Origin of the sequence: Mesorhizobium erdmanii (assembly GCF_013170725.1) — a bacterium.
Lineage (GTDB): Bacteria > Pseudomonadota > Alphaproteobacteria > Rhizobiales > Rhizobiaceae > Mesorhizobium > Mesorhizobium erdmanii.
Genome location: NZ_CP033361.1, coordinates 4,262,388 through 4,279,643 on the forward strand (window position 1 = coordinate 4,262,388; position 17,256 = coordinate 4,279,643).

Annotated in this window: 20 protein-coding genes and 1 pseudogene; 9 read left to right on the plus strand and 12 right to left on the minus strand. The window is 61.9% G+C overall.

The window, feature by feature from the left end; genetic code table 11:
* The first annotated feature begins 31 nt into the window (after positions 1-31).
* From EB233_RS20765 to EB233_RS20775, 3 genes are read left to right on the plus strand one after another with little or no spacing between them, the layout of a single operon-like run.
* Complete coding sequence (locus EB233_RS20765; protein ID WP_064991505.1) at positions 32-3,814, plus strand: vitamin B12-dependent ribonucleotide reductase; 3,783 nt, start codon at positions 32-34, stop codon at positions 3,812-3,814.
* Positions 3,815-3,844: 30 nt separating this feature from the next.
* Positions 3,845-4,462 carry a hypothetical protein gene (locus EB233_RS20770; protein WP_155765437.1) on the plus strand — a complete coding sequence of 206 codons (618 nt, stop codon included), beginning with the start codon at positions 3,845-3,847 and terminating at the stop codon, positions 4,460-4,462.
* A gap of 9 nt (positions 4,463-4,471) precedes the next feature.
* Positions 4,472-4,873, plus strand: coding sequence for a hypothetical protein (locus EB233_RS20775; RefSeq protein WP_064991506.1), 402 nt, complete (start codon positions 4,472-4,474; stop codon positions 4,871-4,873).
* 155 nt (positions 4,874-5,028) lie between these two features.
* Here the strand turns inward: EB233_RS20775 and EB233_RS20780 are convergent, their stop codons facing one another.
* From EB233_RS20780 to EB233_RS20790, 3 genes are all read right to left on the minus strand, one after another.
* The gene (locus tag EB233_RS20780) at positions 5,029-5,307 is read right to left on the minus strand and encodes a hypothetical protein (protein ID WP_171892191.1); all 279 of its coding nucleotides are present in this window, start codon (positions 5,305-5,307) and stop codon (positions 5,029-5,031) included.
* A gap of 87 nt (positions 5,308-5,394) precedes the next feature.
* The gene (locus EB233_RS20785; RefSeq protein WP_244277797.1) at positions 5,395-5,745 is read right to left on the minus strand and encodes a DUF3592 domain-containing protein; all 351 of its coding nucleotides are present in this window, start codon (positions 5,743-5,745) and stop codon (positions 5,395-5,397) included.
* Positions 5,723-6,172, minus strand: a complete 450-nt coding sequence (locus EB233_RS20790) for a lysozyme inhibitor LprI family protein (RefSeq protein ID WP_064991507.1) — start codon at positions 6,170-6,172, stop codon at positions 5,723-5,725. The genes EB233_RS20785 and EB233_RS20790 overlap by 23 nt, the downstream gene beginning before the upstream one ends.
* 192 nt (positions 6,173-6,364) lie before the next feature.
* On the opposite strand from EB233_RS20790, the pseudogene EB233_RS31855 reads away from it, so the two are divergent.
* Together EB233_RS31855 and EB233_RS20795 are read left to right on the plus strand one after the other, a co-directional pair.
* A pseudogene (locus EB233_RS31855) lies at positions 6,365-6,526 on the plus strand (VOC family protein); the annotation flags it as partial.
* Between the two features lie 457 nt (positions 6,527-6,983).
* Positions 6,984-7,166: a hypothetical protein gene (locus EB233_RS20795; protein ID WP_027051681.1), complete on the plus strand. Its 183-nt coding sequence runs from the start codon at positions 6,984-6,986 to the stop codon at positions 7,164-7,166.
* 34 nt (positions 7,167-7,200) lie between these two features.
* Here EB233_RS20795 and EB233_RS20800 read toward each other — a convergent pair whose 3' ends face one another.
* Positions 7,201-8,286, minus strand: a complete 1,086-nt coding sequence (locus EB233_RS20800) for a glycoside hydrolase family 25 protein (RefSeq protein ID WP_064991508.1) — start codon at positions 8,284-8,286, stop codon at positions 7,201-7,203.
* Positions 8,287-8,531: 245 nt separating this feature from the next.
* On the opposite strand from EB233_RS20800, the gene EB233_RS20805 reads away from it, so the two are divergent.
* Positions 8,532-9,494, plus strand: coding sequence for a DUF1402 family protein (locus EB233_RS20805; RefSeq protein ID WP_425487737.1), 963 nt, complete (start codon positions 8,532-8,534; stop codon positions 9,492-9,494).
* 26 nt (positions 9,495-9,520) lie between these two features.
* Positions 9,521-10,156 carry a DedA family protein gene (locus EB233_RS20810; RefSeq protein ID WP_064991509.1) on the plus strand — a complete coding sequence of 212 codons (636 nt, stop codon included), beginning with the start codon at positions 9,521-9,523 and terminating at the stop codon, positions 10,154-10,156.
* Here the strand turns inward: EB233_RS20810 and EB233_RS20815 are convergent.
* From EB233_RS20815 to EB233_RS20835, 5 genes are all read right to left on the minus strand, one after another.
* Positions 10,140-10,931 carry a phosphodiester glycosidase family protein gene (locus tag EB233_RS20815; RefSeq protein ID WP_064991510.1) on the minus strand — a complete coding sequence of 264 codons (792 nt, stop codon included), beginning with the start codon at positions 10,929-10,931 and terminating at the stop codon, positions 10,140-10,142. The genes EB233_RS20810 and EB233_RS20815 overlap by 17 nt on opposite strands.
* Positions 10,932-11,056: 125 nt before the next feature.
* A complete protein-coding gene (locus tag EB233_RS20820) occupies positions 11,057-11,677 on the minus strand; it encodes a transglutaminase-like cysteine peptidase (RefSeq protein WP_064991511.1) in 621 nt (206 codons plus the stop codon).
* Positions 11,678-11,823: 146 nt separating this feature from the next.
* A complete protein-coding gene (locus EB233_RS20825; protein WP_064991512.1) occupies positions 11,824-12,696 on the minus strand; it encodes an undecaprenyl-diphosphate phosphatase in 873 nt (290 codons plus the stop codon).
* Between the two features lie 193 nt (positions 12,697-12,889).
* Positions 12,890-13,087, minus strand: coding sequence for a hypothetical protein (locus tag EB233_RS20830; RefSeq protein WP_064991513.1), 198 nt, complete (start codon positions 13,085-13,087; stop codon positions 12,890-12,892).
* A gap of 156 nt (positions 13,088-13,243) precedes the next feature.
* The gene (locus tag EB233_RS20835; RefSeq protein ID WP_064991514.1) at positions 13,244-13,639 is read right to left on the minus strand and encodes a GFA family protein; all 396 of its coding nucleotides are present in this window, start codon (positions 13,637-13,639) and stop codon (positions 13,244-13,246) included.
* Positions 13,640-13,756: 117 nt separating this feature from the next.
* On the opposite strand from EB233_RS20835, the gene EB233_RS20840 reads away from it, so the two are divergent.
* The gene (locus tag EB233_RS20840) at positions 13,757-14,785 is read left to right on the plus strand and encodes an isopenicillin N synthase family dioxygenase (RefSeq protein WP_064991515.1); all 1,029 of its coding nucleotides are present in this window, start codon (positions 13,757-13,759) and stop codon (positions 14,783-14,785) included.
* A gap of 34 nt (positions 14,786-14,819) precedes the next feature.
* Here EB233_RS20840 and EB233_RS20845 read toward each other — a convergent pair whose 3' ends face one another.
* Both EB233_RS20845 and EB233_RS20850 read right to left on the minus strand, forming a co-directional pair.
* Complete coding sequence (locus EB233_RS20845; RefSeq protein ID WP_064991661.1) at positions 14,820-15,305, minus strand: SRPBCC family protein; 486 nt, start codon at positions 15,303-15,305, stop codon at positions 14,820-14,822.
* A gap of 134 nt (positions 15,306-15,439) precedes the next feature.
* Positions 15,440-15,688 carry a ParB N-terminal domain-containing protein gene (locus tag EB233_RS20850; protein ID WP_008875526.1) on the minus strand — a complete coding sequence of 83 codons (249 nt, stop codon included), beginning with the start codon at positions 15,686-15,688 and terminating at the stop codon, positions 15,440-15,442.
* A gap of 174 nt (positions 15,689-15,862) precedes the next feature.
* Between EB233_RS20850 and EB233_RS20855 the strand changes: the two genes are divergently transcribed.
* Complete coding sequence (locus EB233_RS20855) at positions 15,863-16,279, plus strand: acyl-CoA thioesterase (protein ID WP_064991516.1); 417 nt, start codon at positions 15,863-15,865, stop codon at positions 16,277-16,279.
* 15 nt (positions 16,280-16,294) lie between these two features.
* Here the strand turns inward: EB233_RS20855 and EB233_RS20860 are convergent, their stop codons facing one another.
* Positions 16,295-17,254 (minus strand): LysR family transcriptional regulator, encoded by a 960-nt coding sequence (locus tag EB233_RS20860; RefSeq protein WP_064991517.1) that lies wholly within the window; start codon positions 17,252-17,254, stop codon positions 16,295-16,297.
* Positions 17,255-17,256: the final 2 nt, after the last annotated feature.

The following is a 17,256-nucleotide window of genomic DNA, read 5'->3' on the forward strand; positions in this document are numbered from 1 at the left end:
AGCGCTATATATAGACAAAAGGACCGGACCAATGCGCATCGAGCGTCGTTTCACCAAGCAAGGCCAATCAGCTTATGCGGAGATCGAATTCCGTAAGGCGCTTTCCGAGATCAAGAATCCGGATGGCTCGGTGGTGTTCCGTCTCGACAATATCGATGTGCCGGCACAGTTCTCCCAGGTCGCCGCCGACATCCTGGCGCAAAAATATTTCCGCAAGGCCGGTGTCCCCGCGCGCCTGAAGAAGGTCGAGGAGAACGACGTCCCCTCCTTCCTGTGGCGCTCCGTCGCCGACGATGCCGAACTGGCCAAGCTGCCGGAGGCCGAGCGCTATGGTTCGGAAATCGACGCCCGTCAGGTCTTCGACCGGCTGGCCGGCACCTGGACCTATTGGGGCTGGAAGGGCGGCTACTTCAAGTCGGAGGAAGACGCGCGCGCTTTCCGCGACGAGCTAGCCTATATGCTGGCCACCCAGCGCGTTGCGCCGAATTCGCCGCAATGGTTCAACACCGGGCTGCACTGGGCCTACGGCATTGACGGTCCGAGCCAGGGCCATTTCTATGTCGACCCCTTCACCGGCAAGCTGACCAAGTCGAAATCCTCCTACGAGCACCCGCAGCCGCATGCCTGCTTCATCCAGGGCGTGCAGGACGACCTCGTCAACGAGGGCGGCATCATGGATCTGTGGGTGCGTGAGGCGCGCCTGTTCAAATATGGCTCCGGCACCGGCTCCAACTTCTCGCTGCTGCGCGGCGAAGGTGAAAAGCTGTCCGGCGGCGGCCGCTCTTCCGGCCTGATGAGCTTCCTCAAGATCGGCGACCGTGCAGCGGGCGCCATCAAGTCGGGCGGCACGACGCGCCGTGCGGCCAAAATGGTCATCGTCGACGCCGACCACCCCGATATCGAGGAATTCATCGACTGGAAGGTCAATGAAGAGCAGAAGGTCGCCTCGCTGGTGACCGGCTCCAAGATCGTCAAGAAGCATCTCGAAGCCATCATGAAGGCCTGCGTCAATTGCGAAGGCCATGACGATGACTGCTTCGATCCGGCCATCAACACGGCGCTGAAGCGCGAGATCAAGGCGGCCAAGAAGTCGGCGGTGCCGGAGAATTACATCTACCGCGTCATCCAGTTCGCCAAGCAGGGCTACACTTCGATGTCGTTCAAGACCTACGACACCGACTGGGATTCGGACGCCTACCTGACCGTTTCGGGCCAGAACTCCAACAATTCGGTGTCGCTGAAGGACAATTTCCTGCGCGCCGTCGAGCAGGACGCCGACTGGCACCTGACCGCCCGCAAGGACGGCAAGGTCCTGAAGACGCTGAAGGCCCGGGATCTCTGGGAAAAGATCGGCTATGCCGCCTGGGCGTCGGCTGATCCCGGCCTGCACTTCAACACGACGATGAACGACTGGCACACCTGCGCCTCGGCCGGTGCGATCCGGGCCTCCAACCCGTGCTCGGAATACATGTTCCTCGACGACACGGCCTGCAACCTCGCCTCGATCAACCTTTTGCCCTACCGCAACGCCGACGGCACGATCGATATCGCGGCTTACGAGCACACGGTGCGGCTGTGGACCATGGTCCTCGAAGTCTCGGTGATGATGGCGCAGTTCCCGTCGAAGGAGATCGCCAAGCTTTCCTATGACTACCGCACGCTCGGCCTCGGCTACGCCAACATTGGCGGCCTGCTGATGACCTCGGGCATTCCCTATGACTCCGACGAAGGCCGCGCCATCTGCGCCGCGCTCACCGCCATCATGACCGGCGTCGCCTATGCCACCTCGGCCGAGATGGCCTCCGAACTCGGCGCCTTCCCGGACTATGACCGTAACGCCCAGAACATGCTGCGCGTCATGCGCAACCATCGCCGCGCCGCCTATGGCGACAAGGACGGCTACGAGAAGCTCGCCGTCAACCCGGTGCCGCTGGTCGCTTCCGACCTCAAGCAGCAGGCGCTGGCCGAGCATGCGAAAGCCGCCTGGGACCGCGCCATCGAGCTCGGCGAGGAACATGGCTACCGCAATGCGCAGGCAACCGTCATCGCGCCGACCGGCACGATCGGCCTGGTCATGGATTGCGACACCACCGGCATCGAGCCGGACTTCGCCCTGGTGAAGTTCAAGAAGCTCGCCGGCGGCGGCTACTTCAAGATCATCAACCGCGCCGTGCCGGAAGCGCTGCGCACGCTCGGCTACTCCGAAGCCCAGATCGGCGAGATGGAGGCCTATGCGGTCGGCCACGGCAACCTCAACCAGGCGCCGGCAATCAATCCGGGCTCGCTCAAGGCGAAGGGCTTCACCGACGACAAGATCGCGGCGCTCAATGCGGCGCTGAAGTCGGCCTTCGACATCAAGTTCGTCTTCAACCAGTGGACGCTCGGCGCCGACTGGGTGAAGGAGGCCTTTGGCTTCACCGACGAGCAGCTCAACGACTTCTCGTTCGAGATGCTGCCGGCGCTGGGCTTCTCCAGGAAGGACATCGAGGCCGCGAACATCCATGTCTGCGGTGCGATGACGCTGGAAGGCGCGCCCTTCCTCAAGGCCGAACACCTTGCCGTTTTCGACTGCGCCAGCCCGTGCGGCAAAATCGGCAAGCGCTCGCTGTCGATCAACAGCCACATCCAGATGATGGCGGCGGCGCAGCCATTCATCTCCGGCGCCATCTCCAAGACCATCAACATGCCCAACGATGCGACGGTGGAAGACGCCAAGAGCGCCTACATGCTGTCGTGGAAGCTGGCGCTGAAGGCCAACGCGCTCTACCGCGACGGCTCGAAACTGTCGCAGCCGCTCAATGCCTCGCTGCTCGCCGATGGCGAGGAGGACGAGGACGATGCGGTCGAGCAGTTGATCCAGGCTCCGGCGGCCGCACGTGCGGCGCAGATCACCGAACGGATCGTCGAGCGCATCATCGAGCGCGTGTCGCGCGAGCAGGAAAAGCTGCCCGGCCGCCGCAAGGGTTATACGCAGAAGGCCAAGATCGGCGGCAACACCATCTTCCTGCGCACCGGCGAATATGATGATGGCCGCCTCGGCGAGATCTTCATCGACATGAACAAGGAAGGCGCCACGCTGCGTGGCCTTCTCAACAACTTCGCCATCGCCATTTCGCTCGGCCTGCAGTACGGCGTGCCGCTCGACGAATATGTGCACGCCTTCACCTTCACCAAGTTCGAGCCGGCCGGCATGGTTATCGGCAACGATGCCATCAAGAGCGCGACGTCGATCCTCGACTATGTGTTCCGCGAGCTGGCGATTTCCTATCTCGGCCGCAACGACCTTGCCCATGTCGACCAGTCGGACTTCTCCAACACCGCGCTCGGCCGTGGCATCAGCGAGGGCAAGACCGACGCCGTCTCCAAGGGCCTGACCCGCGGTTCGCCGGTAAAGCTGGTTTCCCGGGCGATCGGCAACGAGCCGAAGGGCTTTGCCGGTGCGGGAGCCCCTGCCCGCTCGGCGCCGACCGCCTTCTCCGGCTCCAACGTGCTGGCGTTGAAGCCGGCCAGCGACGAGGCGGTCGCCTACAAACGCGACTATGAGGAGCGGGCCAAGGAACTGGCCGAGGACATCGCCTTCGAGGAAGCGGCGGGCGCCGCTTCCGAGACTTCGGATGCCACGGCTGCGCTGTTCACCGATGCCGCGGCGAATGAGGCGGCCGAAGCGAAGAAACTCGCCGCCGACCGCCGCGCCAAGTCACTGCTGCAAGGCTACACCGGCAATTCCTGCTCCGAGTGCCAGAATTTCACGATGGTAAGGAATGGGACCTGCGAGAAGTGCGACACTTGCGGTGCAACGAGCGGGTGCAGCTGAGAACGGCCCAGGTCGACGAGGAATTCGACCATGGACAAGTCACCTCACACCTTTCGTTTAATTGATGGGGGCGGGCAAGCGCCCGCCCGGTGGCTTGACATTCCCTCTGCAGTTATCGGCAGATCACCTTTCGAAAAAACAGACAACGTCGTTTATCGGGTTGCTCAACATGACGCCCGTAAGGCCTTGGAACTTGGCAGGAAGCAGCCGCTTCTGGATCTCTGGAGTGTTGTGTTAGGCGAGATACCGCCTGTGAACAACGCGTTATCAAAATGGGGAAAAACAGCGGAAGCACACAAACTCTCCTCACTGCTTGGCGCACACGCCTGCTTCCGTGGTATCAAGCGTCCTGCAGGGAACGATGACAAGGGGTTTGATTTTTACGCTTTCGTATCAAAGCCCGCCATATTCTTCGTGTATGATCCAAATCTCGGCTGCGTGATCAAGCCGTCACACGTGCCAGAGGACATAGTGCATGTAACATACGTACGGCTCGACTATCCTCAGGGCCGTCCGGTAGGAAAATGCTCGAAGGTAGCCAACGGCGCAATCGGTGTTGTTACACATTGGGAGTTTGTCGAAGCGGACAGTGACTCGCCGAACTTGCCCGTAAATTTTGCGGAGCGCTACCGACGACAAATGTGGTGAACTAACGCTATGGGAAACATAGATAGGACAGGTACGATCGGCAGCTATCGGCCATGTGCCATCTACTACGAGCAGTCCGACAGCCTTGAATATGTGCGGGTAGATTCGCCAAGCGTTTACCGCCGTGTCGATGATTTCCTAACCCTGATACTGGCGATGGAAGATCGCTCGCCTATAGGATTCAAACTTAAAGGCTTCAGGCACTTTTATCTTCGTCATCTCAAAAGGAACTATCATTCAGAACGCCAAGAATTTTTGGCCCTAGTAAAGATCGTAGAGGAGGCTCTTTGCGTTTTTGGGGACAAAGTTTTCGATGATGAGAAGCGTGTCGCTTATCAAAGAGCTATCGATATTGCTCAAAGTGATAACGTTGAGGTCAGGGACTTTCCGTCAATGGCTTCACACGGTTAGATGAAATCAACGAGTCACCCTTCGCGTCACGCGAAGTAATCCCGACGTCTATCCGCCGGAAACACCCTTAGCGTCTGCTCATCAAACAACGGCTCGTCCTGGCCGACACGCACAAACAGCACCTTGCGCCCCTCGCCCGCCGGCACCCCGAAATACTAGATGCCGTCAGGCATTTCACCCCACTCGCCGCAAGGTGGTTCGGGAACCTCGTCGTTGGCGAGCGCCTGCAACTCCCTGGCATAGGCGGCGTTGGGGCTGAATGTGTAGCGCTTGACGCTGGCGGGCACTTTGCCCTCGGTGTAGGGCGTCAGTACGCAGCGGGCGCCGACAGCCTTGTCGGTGTTTTCCAGCAACAGCCGGAGTAGCGCTTTCGCCTGATTGATATTGAAGGCCTCGACCAGAGGATCGGCCGCGCCGCCATCGCTGTATTTCATGGCGAATTCGAAATGGATCTGGCGAGAGCCGAATTCGCAGTGCTGTGCCCAGGCGGCAAGGCCGATCGCCTTATCGGCCAGTTTTCCCTAGACGCATTTGTCGATAGGCGGGCGCGACGGCGCGGGCTCGTCTTCGGGCAAAGTGCGCTCGATCACGACCTTGCTCGGATCGGCCGGATTGTAGAAGACGGTCACATCGGCGCCGGTCGGAAATTGGGCAAGCGTTTCGTTGACTTCGAAGTTGCCCAAATTCTCCTTTGCGCTATAGCGCGAGCCGTGAAATGTCTTGCCGCCGACTTTGTATTCGAAGGTGATCGCAGGAATATTGCGGATTTCGGCGACCTTTCGCCCGAGTGCGCCTCGACGCTTCGCAAAGTCTAGATGTGACCGGCCAGGCAGCATAAGCAGCCACCCTTTACTCATCGATCGCCATGACACGGACATAGCCTTCCAGCAGAAGCGCCCGATCGCGGATGACATTGGTCGTGTCGGCGGCCTGCATCGGCACGTACATCGTGCCTTGCCTCGTTTCATAGAGCGCGTCGCGCGCCTTCGCCTCGGCGTCACGAAAAGCGAGCCAGGCGCGTTGCGACAGGCGCAGCTGTTGTGCCGCCTCGCGCGGCAATTCGTGCATGAGCGTCGCATAGGCGGCATTCATGCGGCGATCATACTCATCGGTTGCCGCCGCCTCGCATTCGGTTTGGCCTGCGGTCGAGCCATTGGCCGGATCATTCAGACAGCGATCGAGTGTGTCGGCGGTCGAGTCTTTCAAACCCGATGCGATGAGGGTCGCGGGCAACAGGAATGCCGACAGGCAGACCGCCGCTGCGCCGATGAGCCAAAATCTTCCGCTGCCGAACCGCATTTTGTCCTCCGAAGATCTCAAGCGCCGTAGAGAACCGCGCCTCGCAAAATCCTCTTCCGCCATTGTGAAGGCAATATGCCCGGACGCAGGTCGGTGCGGAGACCGGTCGGTGAGCCCCGGGGGGCAGCTGTCGTGACACTTCACGTTGTCGCTGTTCTTTGAGCATCCAGTCCGACACCGGCGACAGCGACCGCCGCCTGCGATGCCTTCTATCGGGCAGCACTTGAAGCGGGTGCCGCGGAAAATGGCTCTCCCGGCCCGCGTCCGGATTGTGCTCAGAATTATTACGCCCGCTTCGTGCTTGATCCCAATGGCTACAACATCGAAGCGATGATCGACGAGGTCTCGACCTGATCCTCGAGCGAAGCAGCCAGCACGCAGAGGTAGCGAGGAAGGGGTGACATGCCCCCTAAGCTCCGTCAGCTTCCGCTGTTTTTCGATGGGCATGACGGGACACACCGTTCGAACTGAACCAACCGAGCGGCCTGCACGACAGATCAGTTGATCCAGATCAACGCGTACACATCGCCAGTGCTGTCTCCTTGGCTATTACCCAAGGGAGAATGAAGATGTCGACCTACGACCTGATGGTTGTCACCGCAGTGCTGCTTACCTTCTCGGCATTCTCGGCGTTCCTTGCCTTTGCCACCTTCGACGAATCGCGTCGCCGTCACCCAAGATAGGTTTGGCGATCATAGTTGCTGGATGGGGGCGTGCGGCGGCCAGCCACACGACGAAGTGATATAGATGCAATTTGACGTCGGATCGGGTCGAATGAGACTGTCTGGAAGATAGCAACCGGAAAGCGGACATGAGCGACGAACCCGAGGACGATATCGTCAACCAGCTCGCCTACGTCCGAGCCGATCCAACCCAGCACGATACGCTTACACTTCTCACCATGATCGATGCCGCGATTGCCGAGATCATGGCGTTGCGGAGAAGGCTGCGGCTGAGCGAGGACAGAAATGGCGGGAGCAACCAGCTCCAGTAGGCGGCAGGAACCAGCACGAAGGGCGAAGCGAGCCCTAATCCGCGTCGGCCATCATCTGGCGGCCGCCCGCCCCTGCCCAGGCACGCCATTGCCGCTCGTCGCCATGGAAGACGTTGAGGTCGATGCGACCGGTCACGCCATGCGACAGGCCGGAGCCGGAATACTGCCAGAACAGCCATTTGCGGCCGGGATAGACCTTCGACGGATGCCTCGCCACGGCGCGCAGCCAGAACGGGTAGTCTGGGAAAGCGCCCTGGAGGTTGTCGCGATAGAAATCGGGCGCGGTGTAGATGATCGGACGCTGGCCGTAGTGGCGCTCCAGCTTGTCCATGAACACCTGCATCTTCTCCAGCACCTTTTCACGCGACGGGCGCCGCTGGCAGGAGGAGTCGCCGTTCCATTCGACGTCGATCACCGGCGGCAAGGCGCCATCGACCTTGGGCACGTTGCGGATGAACCAGTCGGCCTGTTCGCCGGCGGTGCGGCACCAGTAGAAGAAATGATAGGCGCCGCGCTTCAGCCCGGCCGCATCGGCATTGCGCCAGTTTTTCATGAACATCGGATCGAGATGGTCGCCGCCATCGGTCGCCTTGATGTAGGCGAAGTTGGCGCCCTGGGCGCGCAGCTTCTGCCAATTCACGTCACCTTGCCAGCGCGATACGTCAACGCCGTGCACGGCAAGATGCCTTGGCGAGGAGCGACCGAAATCGATCGGCTTGGCATCGCGAAAACCGTAGCGCGTCACCGGTCCGGCCAGCATCGGCGGCGCCGCCCGCGACAGCAGCTTTGGCGGCGAGACCAGGGCTGCCGGCTCGATGACCGCCTCCTCGGCGACCGGCGGCTCGGCGGTGACAGGCAGGTCGGGCGCCGGAAACGCCACCGTCTCTTCCTCCGCGAGGCTGAAAGGCCGGGGGGCGTCGTCGACCGGCGCGGCCCGTCTGCGCGCATTGCTGGCCTTGGCCGTCGAAACGGATGCGACCGGCGCGCTTGGCCGCACCACCGAACTGGTGGTTTCGTTCGACGGCTTCTGCATGTCGAGCGCGTCCATGCCGGATGTCGACGAACAGCCGGCAAGGCACAGCGATGCGATCACGAAACTGATGACGCCTGGTAACCGCATCTGGACCTGTACTCAAACACAACAGACCGAAGGCGACGGCCGACGGACAACCAGCCCAATTATGAACGAGAAATTACCAATAAAGTTTGAATCAGTTTTTTACCATGACTGTGACCCGTTTTCAGGCATTCGCCAACGCGGGCCGGCTCAGCCTTGACAGTGCCATGATGTGACTGTTGAGAACGGTATGCGGCGGTTGCCGTCGGCACTCTCCACGATTCCCAAAAAGGCGAGCGATGATTGCGTTGCAGCGGTTTCTTCTAGTCCCCCTGCTCGCGGCCCTCTGCTGCGGCGGCGCGCTCCTGGCCGAGACCGTGCATGCCAGCGCGCTGACCGTCGTTCCTCCTGGCAATCGCTCGCAGACGCAGCCGCCGATCCCGGATGCATCGGCGACGCGAACCCGCGCCTTCAAGACCACCTACGCGGAAAAGTACGAGAAGATCGTGGCGCTGTTGAAGCGCGAGAAGAAACTGGTGGCGCATATCAAGCAGGTGGCCGCGGCCTACGATATCGACCCCATCCATATCGTCGGCGCGCTGGTCGGCGAACACACCTACAATGTAACGGCCGTCGGCTCGGTCCAGACCTATTATGTGAAGGCGCTGTCCTATTCAGGCCTCGACTTCGCCTTCCGCTACAAGGGCGTGCCGGTGCAGACCTTCGTCCAGCGCCCGGAATTCGCGGCCTGCGCCGAGGCCAAGGACAGTGCCGCCTTGTGGAGCTGCCGAGACCGGGTGTGGGTCGAGCATTTCCGCGGCAAGACTGTCGACGGCGTCACCTACGAGGCGATGACCTTCCAGCAGGCCTTCTTCCAACCCTTCTTCGCCGGCCAGACATTCGGCCTTGGCCAAATCAGCCCGCTGACCGCGCTGGAGGTGACCGATCTCGTCAACCGTGTAAGCGGCTACGACAGGCTGACGCCGGATCACCCGCAGGCGATCTATCGCGACGTCATGGATCCTGACCGCAGCATCGTCTACATCGCCGCCATCGTGCGCGACGCCATCGACGCCTACAAGGAACAGGGCTTCGATATCTCGGGCAATCCCGGCATCACCGCGACCCTCTACAATGTCGGCCAGCCCCGGCAGCGGGCGGCGGCGCTGGCCGGCGGCAAGGGCCGCAAACTGCCGGTCGAGAATTATTACGGCTGGCTCGTCAATGACAAGCTCGACGACCTCAGAAGCCTGCTCGACAGCGGCAGCTGAGGAACGCCTTTTATCAGGGAGCTCGCGTGCAGTCGTTCATCGACCAGAGCGTTTCTTTCATCGAGAACCATCAGGCGTGGGCCGGTCTCGTCGTCGGCCTGCTGGCCTTTGGCGAGTCATTGGTGCTGGTCGGCATCCTGTTGCCCGGCACCACGGTGCTCATCATCGTCGGTGGCCTGGTGGGCGCCGGCATCGTCCAGCCTTTGCCGGTTCTTCTGGCAGCGATGATCGGGGCGGCACTGGGCGACACCGTCTCCTATTTCCTGGGCAGATGGCTGGGGCGCGGCGTCGTCCATAAATGGCCGCTCAGGCGCTATCGCCGCGAGGTCGCCAGGGCGCGGCTGTTCTTTCATCGCTATGGTTTTGCTGCGGTTTTCGTCGGCCGCTTCTTCGGCCCGGTCCGCGCCACCGTACCGCTGGTCGCGGGCATGATGGGCATGCACCGGCGCCGCTTCCAGATCGCCAACATCCTGTCGGCGATCATCTGGGCCCCAGCCGTGCTGTCGCCGGGATGGCTGGTGGCCAAGGGCGCCGGCAGCATCCCGGAGCTCGATGTGACCAGTTTTTTCGGGATAGCGGCGATTGCAGCCATTGCGGCGATCATCGTCGCCGTGATCGTTCTCAAGCTCCGCGCCAAGCGCCAGCCTAGCCGCGCTTCCTGAACACGCCGATCATCGGTCCCAGATTCCAGTAGTCGTCGTTGCGCCCGATCGCGGGCGCGAACAGGCTGGATATCGTGCCGTCGAGAAACAGCGCATTGTCGCAGCCGAGCGCATCGCGGAACAGTCGGGCGAATGCATGGAAATTCACCGTGCCGTTCGAAATGGCAAAGACCGCGACACCATCCTTGCGCACCCCGACGCCATCGCGGCTCTTGCGCGAGGTGCCGTCGGACTGGAATTTCGGATGAAGCTCGCCGTCGATCACCAGCATCGGGCCGGATTGGGTGGCATAGTCGATGGGCGGCCGCTTCCGGACGAAGTCCCTGGTCGCCCGGACCGCGGCCTTGCCGCCGCCGATGTAGAAGATGCCATTCGGCTGCAGCGAAAAATTGCCGCTTCCCGATCCCGTTTTCACCCCGGCCATTTCCTGGCCGCGTTCAACATAGAGGCCGACCGGCCTGAGGTCGGGATGGTACATGCCGGCATTGATGGCAAACAGCATGGTGCGGCCAGCCGCGCGCTGGACATTGTCGAGATTATGCAGCGATTGAAAGGGCTTGCCGGCCGCGTCCTTCCAGAACAATTCGATCGAATAGAGCTTCGGATCGACCTCGCAGACGAGGTAGCTGCTTGCCTCGAAGGCAAAGTCGCGGCACGGCGGCAGCGACACGAACCATTGGCCGAACGCCATCGTGGAGGCGACGGCCTGCGGCAAGGCGGCTTTGACCAGGCCCAGCAGCAGCGGCGCGGAGTTGAAAAGCGTCAGAAAATCCATGCGCCTACCAGATTGCCAGTTCCAACGAGCCGCCGTGGATAGCATCGCCACCCGGCATTGTCGAAGACCGGGCTGGAACAGGCGCGGGTCGCAATCCGCGGTCAGGCACGGCAAGCCGGGCGAGACTATTTGACGGCGCTGACCAGCTGTTCGTCACCGCCAAGGATGGAAACCCAGTGCCCGGTGTTGTCGCTCGCCTGTCTTTTCAGATAGCGATAGGGCGTCTGGTTCCAGAGGCGGACCTTGTCGACGAGATTGTCGAGGATGAAGTCGCCCTTGTCGGTGCGCACCGTGAGCACGGCGTGACCTTCGCCGTCCGGTTTGCGGACCACGGTCATCAAAAGATTGGCGACCGCAATGCCGAGGCCGTTGAGCTCACGCCGCTTTTCCAGCGCGTAGTCCTCGCAGTCGCCAAAACCGTTGTCCGGATAGGCCCACCACTCGTCCTTGCCGTAATTGTCCATGTCGCTCATCGGCTTGACGCGCGTGTTGACCGAGAGATTTACGGCTGAGATCTCGTGCAGAAGCTTGGCTGTCAGCCGTTCCGGTACGCTGTCGGGCGAACGGATCGAGCATTCGGCGACATGGATCTTGCAAAAATCATAATGGCCGATCGGCTGGGAGGTCGAGCCGCCGACAACCATGGAAGCCGGCGCGGCATAGGCTGCCACCGAACAGAAAGCGGTCAAGGCGACCGCCAGCCCCAGCCCCTTCGCCCTGCGGCGCCAACCCATCGAGGATGCCATCCGGCCCCACCCATCTGTTTTATTAACAGAACGTTAAGGGCTGTTATCTTCCCGTGTCAATCAACCCTACCGATCACATCTTCGCGGACTGACTTATGCACGTTGCGGGTGGCAGCCGCGCAACACCGAGGCCCGATCGAGCCAGGCTAGGCAAGCCATCCCATCGCCACGCCGAGCAACAGGACGACGCCAAGCAGGCCGCGATAGATGACGAAGGGCCAGGCAGAGAAGCGCTCCAGCACGCGCATCAGCCCCCAGATGGCGAAGAAGGCGGAGATCGAGGCGACGACCAACCCGGTGGCGAGAACCGACCAGCCATGGCTGTCGAGATGAATTTTGTGCAGTTCCCACAGTTCCTTGAGGCCGGCCAGCGCGATCGCCGGCAGGCCGAGCAGGAACGAGAAGCGCGCCGCCTCGGCGCGCTTGAAGCCGAGCCCAAGCGCCGCCGTCAAGGTCGAGCCCGAGCGCGAGACGCCGGGGATCAGCGCACCGATCTGGGCGACACCGACGAGCAGCGCGTCGGCTAGCGATGCTTCCGCGATGGTGCGCTTGTGGCGGGCGAAAATCTCGGCCAGCGCCAGCAGGATCGCCATGACGATGCAGGACCAGCCGATCACACTCAGGCTGCGCAGCGGCGAATTGCAGGCGTTGAGAACGCCTGACAGCGTCACGCCGGCAATGACGATCGGGATCGTCGCCAGCACGATCCAGGAAGCCAGCCGAAAATGGCGGTCGGCGAAATCGCGCCGCGTGAGAGCATTGAGCGAACCGAACAGGATATCCCTGACATCGCCCCAGAAATAGCTCACGACCGCGGCAAGGGCGGCAAGCTGCATGGCGGCGGAGAAGGCAGAGCCCGGATCCTGCCAACCGAGCACCGCCGGCACGATGCGCATATGGGCGGTCGAGGAAATCGGAAGCAACTCGGTGATGCCCTGCACCAGGCCAAGAAAGGCGACCTTGGCAAATCCCAGGCCGACAAACCCCGTGTCCACGCCCTGGGTGCAGATGTCAGCCATGTCAGGTTCCGTGTGTGAGGGATCGAACTTGTGATGGAGAGACCGGTCGGTCCCGGGCAAGCCATACCGTCGTGGACCGGATAATCAATTTACGGATTTGTAAGCTCCCGCGCCGTCGCGCCGGATCCCCACACTTCAAGACCGGGCCACAGGGCCGGCTCCGAGTTCCCATGGAGGAAAAACCGCAAAGCGATTACGGGCACAGCCAGAGCTTCTGGCAGGTCCTGGCAATCACATGCGCGGGCGGAACAACAGGCTCCTCGACGGCCGGCTTGCGAGCCCGTTCGAGCAGCATGCGCACCTGTTCCGGACGCACGCGGTCGCGCTCCATCACAAGCAGGACCATCGGGTCGTTCAAAAGCTCGTCCAAGGTGCTGATGCTGTCGTTCATCCGTCGTCTCCTCGAATGCCGGCCCGCGCAGCATAGATAGGAAGACAATAATGGCCCGCCAATGACGTTTTGCCGGCTATCGCGTGTCGTTTGGGACTAAATTTTGGTCATGGTCTCACCCTCCCTTCTCCTCTTGTGGAAGAAAGGAGGACCTAACTAGGCTGGTGGAGCGCCTTCATATTGCGGCAGGCCATCATCGAGCACCAACCAAGGCTGCTTCGACGCCGTGAAAATGTGCATTTGCGGCTTGAAGCCCGAGGGATCGTCAAGCGAGCCGGTGGTGATGCCGATGATGCCGGCCGAATCGCGCCGCGAAAACATCGTGGTACCGCAGCTTGGGCAAAAACCGCGCTTGAGATCGGGCGAGGTGTTCACGGTCGCCAACGGCCCCTCGATCGTCACGTCATCGATGCGAAACAGTACGCGCGCGTTGAAGGCGGCGCCGATCGCCTTCTGGCAAAGCCGGCAGTGGCAGATGCGTTCGTTGATGGGCGGCGCGTCGGCGCTATAGCGCACCGCTCCGCACAGGCAGCCGCCTTGATGTCTGGCCATTGTCCCGATCCACAGATAGAGGAAATCAGCGTCAAGGTAGTCGCGCGACCGACAGGGTCAATTGAAAAGCTTTGATACACTGCCATCGATTACGGTGATGTGGTGGACTTGAAAAGCATGACGCAAGACATCGAGACCATCGGCATCGCGGATCTGTTCGGGCCGCCCTCGCCCGCCCGCGACCGCACCGACGCCCGGATCATGGCCGCCGCATCGGGGATCGGCTTCATGGCGGTCCGCGATTTTCCCGGCGACGCCTGGCTGACGCCGGACAACAGGGGGCGATTGCTGCGCATCTTCGCCCTTCCCGACACCGAGAAGCAGAAATTGCTGCGCTGGAATTTCGATCGCACCAGGAAAAACGTCTATCGCGGCTGGTTTCCGCTGCAGCCGAAAGCCGTTTCCTACAAGGAAGGCATCGACATGGGGCCGGACATTGCCGACACGGCAGGTATTTCAGGCTCGGACGATCCGCTTTGCGAACCGACGCCCTTGCCGACAGAAGATGCCTTGCCCGGCTGGCGCGCGGCAGCGGCCGACTATTATCGCGCGATGGAGACGGTCGGCAATGCGCTGATGCGGTCGATCGCACGCGGGCTTGGCCTGCCGGAAACGATCTTCGATCCCTATTTCGAGCATGGCATCTCGACGCTGCGCCTGATCCGCTATCCCCTGCGCGACGCCAATGCCGGCGTCGACATCAGCGGGCCTGACTTCTCGGTGATCCACAAGGGCGAGACACGCGCCATCATCGGCCGCGAACATGCCGATTCCGGTTTCGTCACCTTGCTGGCGCAAGACGGCGTCGAGGGCTTGCAGGCAAAAAACCTCGCCGGCGAATGGATCGACGTGCCGCCCGCCAACGGCACGCTGGCGGTCAATTTCGGCCAGTTGCTGGAGCGCTGGACAGGCGGGGGTGTGCGGGCGACGCGGCACCGGGTGATCGCGCCGAAGACAATTCGGTTTTCGATCCCGTTTTTCTATGAACCGCGCGTCGACGCCGAGATCGCGCCGCTGCCAATGAGCAGCGCCGAGGCTTTCGAACCATTTCTCTATGGTGATTATCTCTGGGAGTCAGCGACGAACTTCGTCGAGATGAGCGGCATCAAGCATCTGAGGCAGCCCCGCCGCGCCAAGGTTTCCTGAGCCTCGGCGCGGTCGTCGTCCAGGCAGTCCCGCATCAAAGCGTTTTGGCGAGGTTTTCGAGCTGGTCGGTGCACTGGCCCCAGCCCGCGTGAAAGCCCATCGCCTCGTGCTGTTCGCGATCGGCGACGCTCCAGTGGCGGACGCGCGCGACGTAGCGTGTCTTGCCCTCGCCTGCGTCCTCGAAGGTCAGCACGCCGGTCATGAACGGCTTTTCCGAGGGTTCCCACGCCTGCGTATAGGCATCGGTGAAGACGATCTTCTCGCCCGCAATGACTTCCAGGAAGACGCCGGGGTTGGGAAACTCATTGCCGTCGGGGCCGGCCATGACGACAAGGCTCGAGCCGCCAGTGCGAACATCCATCTCGGCCCGCGGGGTCGTCCACGGCTTTGGCGAGAACCATTGCGTGACCAGCTTTGGGTCGGTCCAACAGCGATAGACGTTCTCTCGCGGCGCATCGATGATGCGGGCAACAACCAGTTCGCGGTCATTGGCGGGGGCGATGTCGAGCTTGGTGGCCACGGTGGTCTCCTCGGTTTGATCTGGCTTCCGCCCCAAGGACGAGCCGACAGAACGCAACCCGACATATCAGAAGAAAAATATGGCCGGCAAAACTCAGGAGGCTGTGTGCTGGGAGAACCGCAACCGAGCCCGCGTCAGTGGCGCTTGGCTTGCACGAGATAGGCATCTATCTCGGTCTCGCCGAGCCACTTGGCTGCTTCCAGCCGGTGCAGGCCTTCGACGAGGATATGACGCTTGCCGTCGTGGCGGACCTGGATCGGGGTCTTCATGCCGTTCTCCAGAATGTCTTCCGCGAGATGGCGCACGGTCTCGGGATGCAATGTCTTCTTGCGCGCCGTCGGCACGTAGATATCGTCGACCTTGACCTTTTGCACTCTGAGCATGCCTGTCCCCGTGGCGGAAGTGCCGCCTTCCAAGAGATAGTCGGTTTGCGGAAGGCGGCCAAGGGCGCGGCTAACGAATACAAGGCTCGAGTAGCTTGTTTGCCTGTCGCCGCGCATTTCGATATGGCGTCTGGTGATCTTCAACGAAGGCGCGGAACCTCCGCGGAATCTCCAATGAGCAAATCCCTCGTCAGCTTCGTCGGTGTCGCGCACCCGTGGATGTGCGATGTGATGGGACACATGAACGTGCGCCATTACGCGGCGATGTTCGACGATGCCAGCTTCCAGATTCTCGGCCATATCGCCGGACAGGACGGCGCCCAGGGCGCGCAGACCGGATGGGCCGACGTGCGCACCGAGATCGACTATCGGCATGAAACCAAAGCCGGCTCGCTCCTCACCATCCGCTCGCATGTGGTAAAGATCGGCCGCACCTCGGTCAGCTTCGAACAGGTGATGTCGGGATCGCTCGACGGCATCGTCCATGCATCGAGCCGGACCACCAGCGTACGCTTCGATCTCGTCGCGCGGGCATCGGTGGCGCTGGACGAGCCGATGCGCAACCGCGCGGCAGCATTCCTGATCGAATGAGCGGGCTTCGATCGATCAGCTGACGTAGATGCGGTCTTCGAGCGGCGTCTCGTCGATTAGCGCCTGCAGCCCCGACAGTAGCGCCTTCTCGGCCCGGTTCATCGCTTTTTCGGGGTTGGTGAGCAGGAAGATGTCGATGGCCGGAGGCGCATCATAAGGCGGGAGCCGCCACAGCATTCCGTCCGCCACGTCACGTCGCGCCACATGCAGCGGCAGCGGCCCGATGCCGAGCCCGGCGACAATCATGCGCCGGACCTCTTCCAGGCTGGAGGACACGCCGACGACATCGGCGTTCAGCCTGGCCTCGCTGCGCAGCAACGCCACCGGCCGCAGCGCGTCCGAAATATGGTCTGTCTGAAAGGACACCGATGGCTCGCCGCGCAGATCGGCGAGCGTCAGTCCGGTTTTTCCGTAAAACCTGTGCTGCGGGCCGCAGAAAAAGCCAAAGAATTCGCGGTAGACCATCGCGTAGTCCAACGCCGCATCGCGCTGGCTGACCAGGCAGATGCCGAAAGAGGCGCGGCGATCCCGCACCTGCTTGGCCACTTCCGTGCTTGCCGCGACCGAGATGGTGATGCTGGCGCGCGGATAATTACGATGAAACTCCGCCAGCGCCCGATCGAACAGCGGCGAGACGACATGGCTTGCCGTGGCGATCATGACGTGGCCGGTGACGTCGTCGCTGATGCCGCGCATCAACAGCGGCAGCTGCGATATCGAGCCAAACACCTCGACGCTCTGCTCATAGATCAGCCGCCCGACCTCGGTCAGCTCGAAACGCGTCGCGTCGCGCTCGACCAGCCGCCGGCCGACCCGGTCCTCCAGGCGCCGCAAGGCGTTGCTGACGCTGGGCTGCTTGAGGTTGAGCCGCTCGGCGGCGCGGGTGATGCTCTTCACTTCCGCGATGACGACGAAGGTTCGTAGCAGGTTCCAGTCCAGATCCCAGACCAGCCGTTCGGGGCGAGGCAAAGCCATTC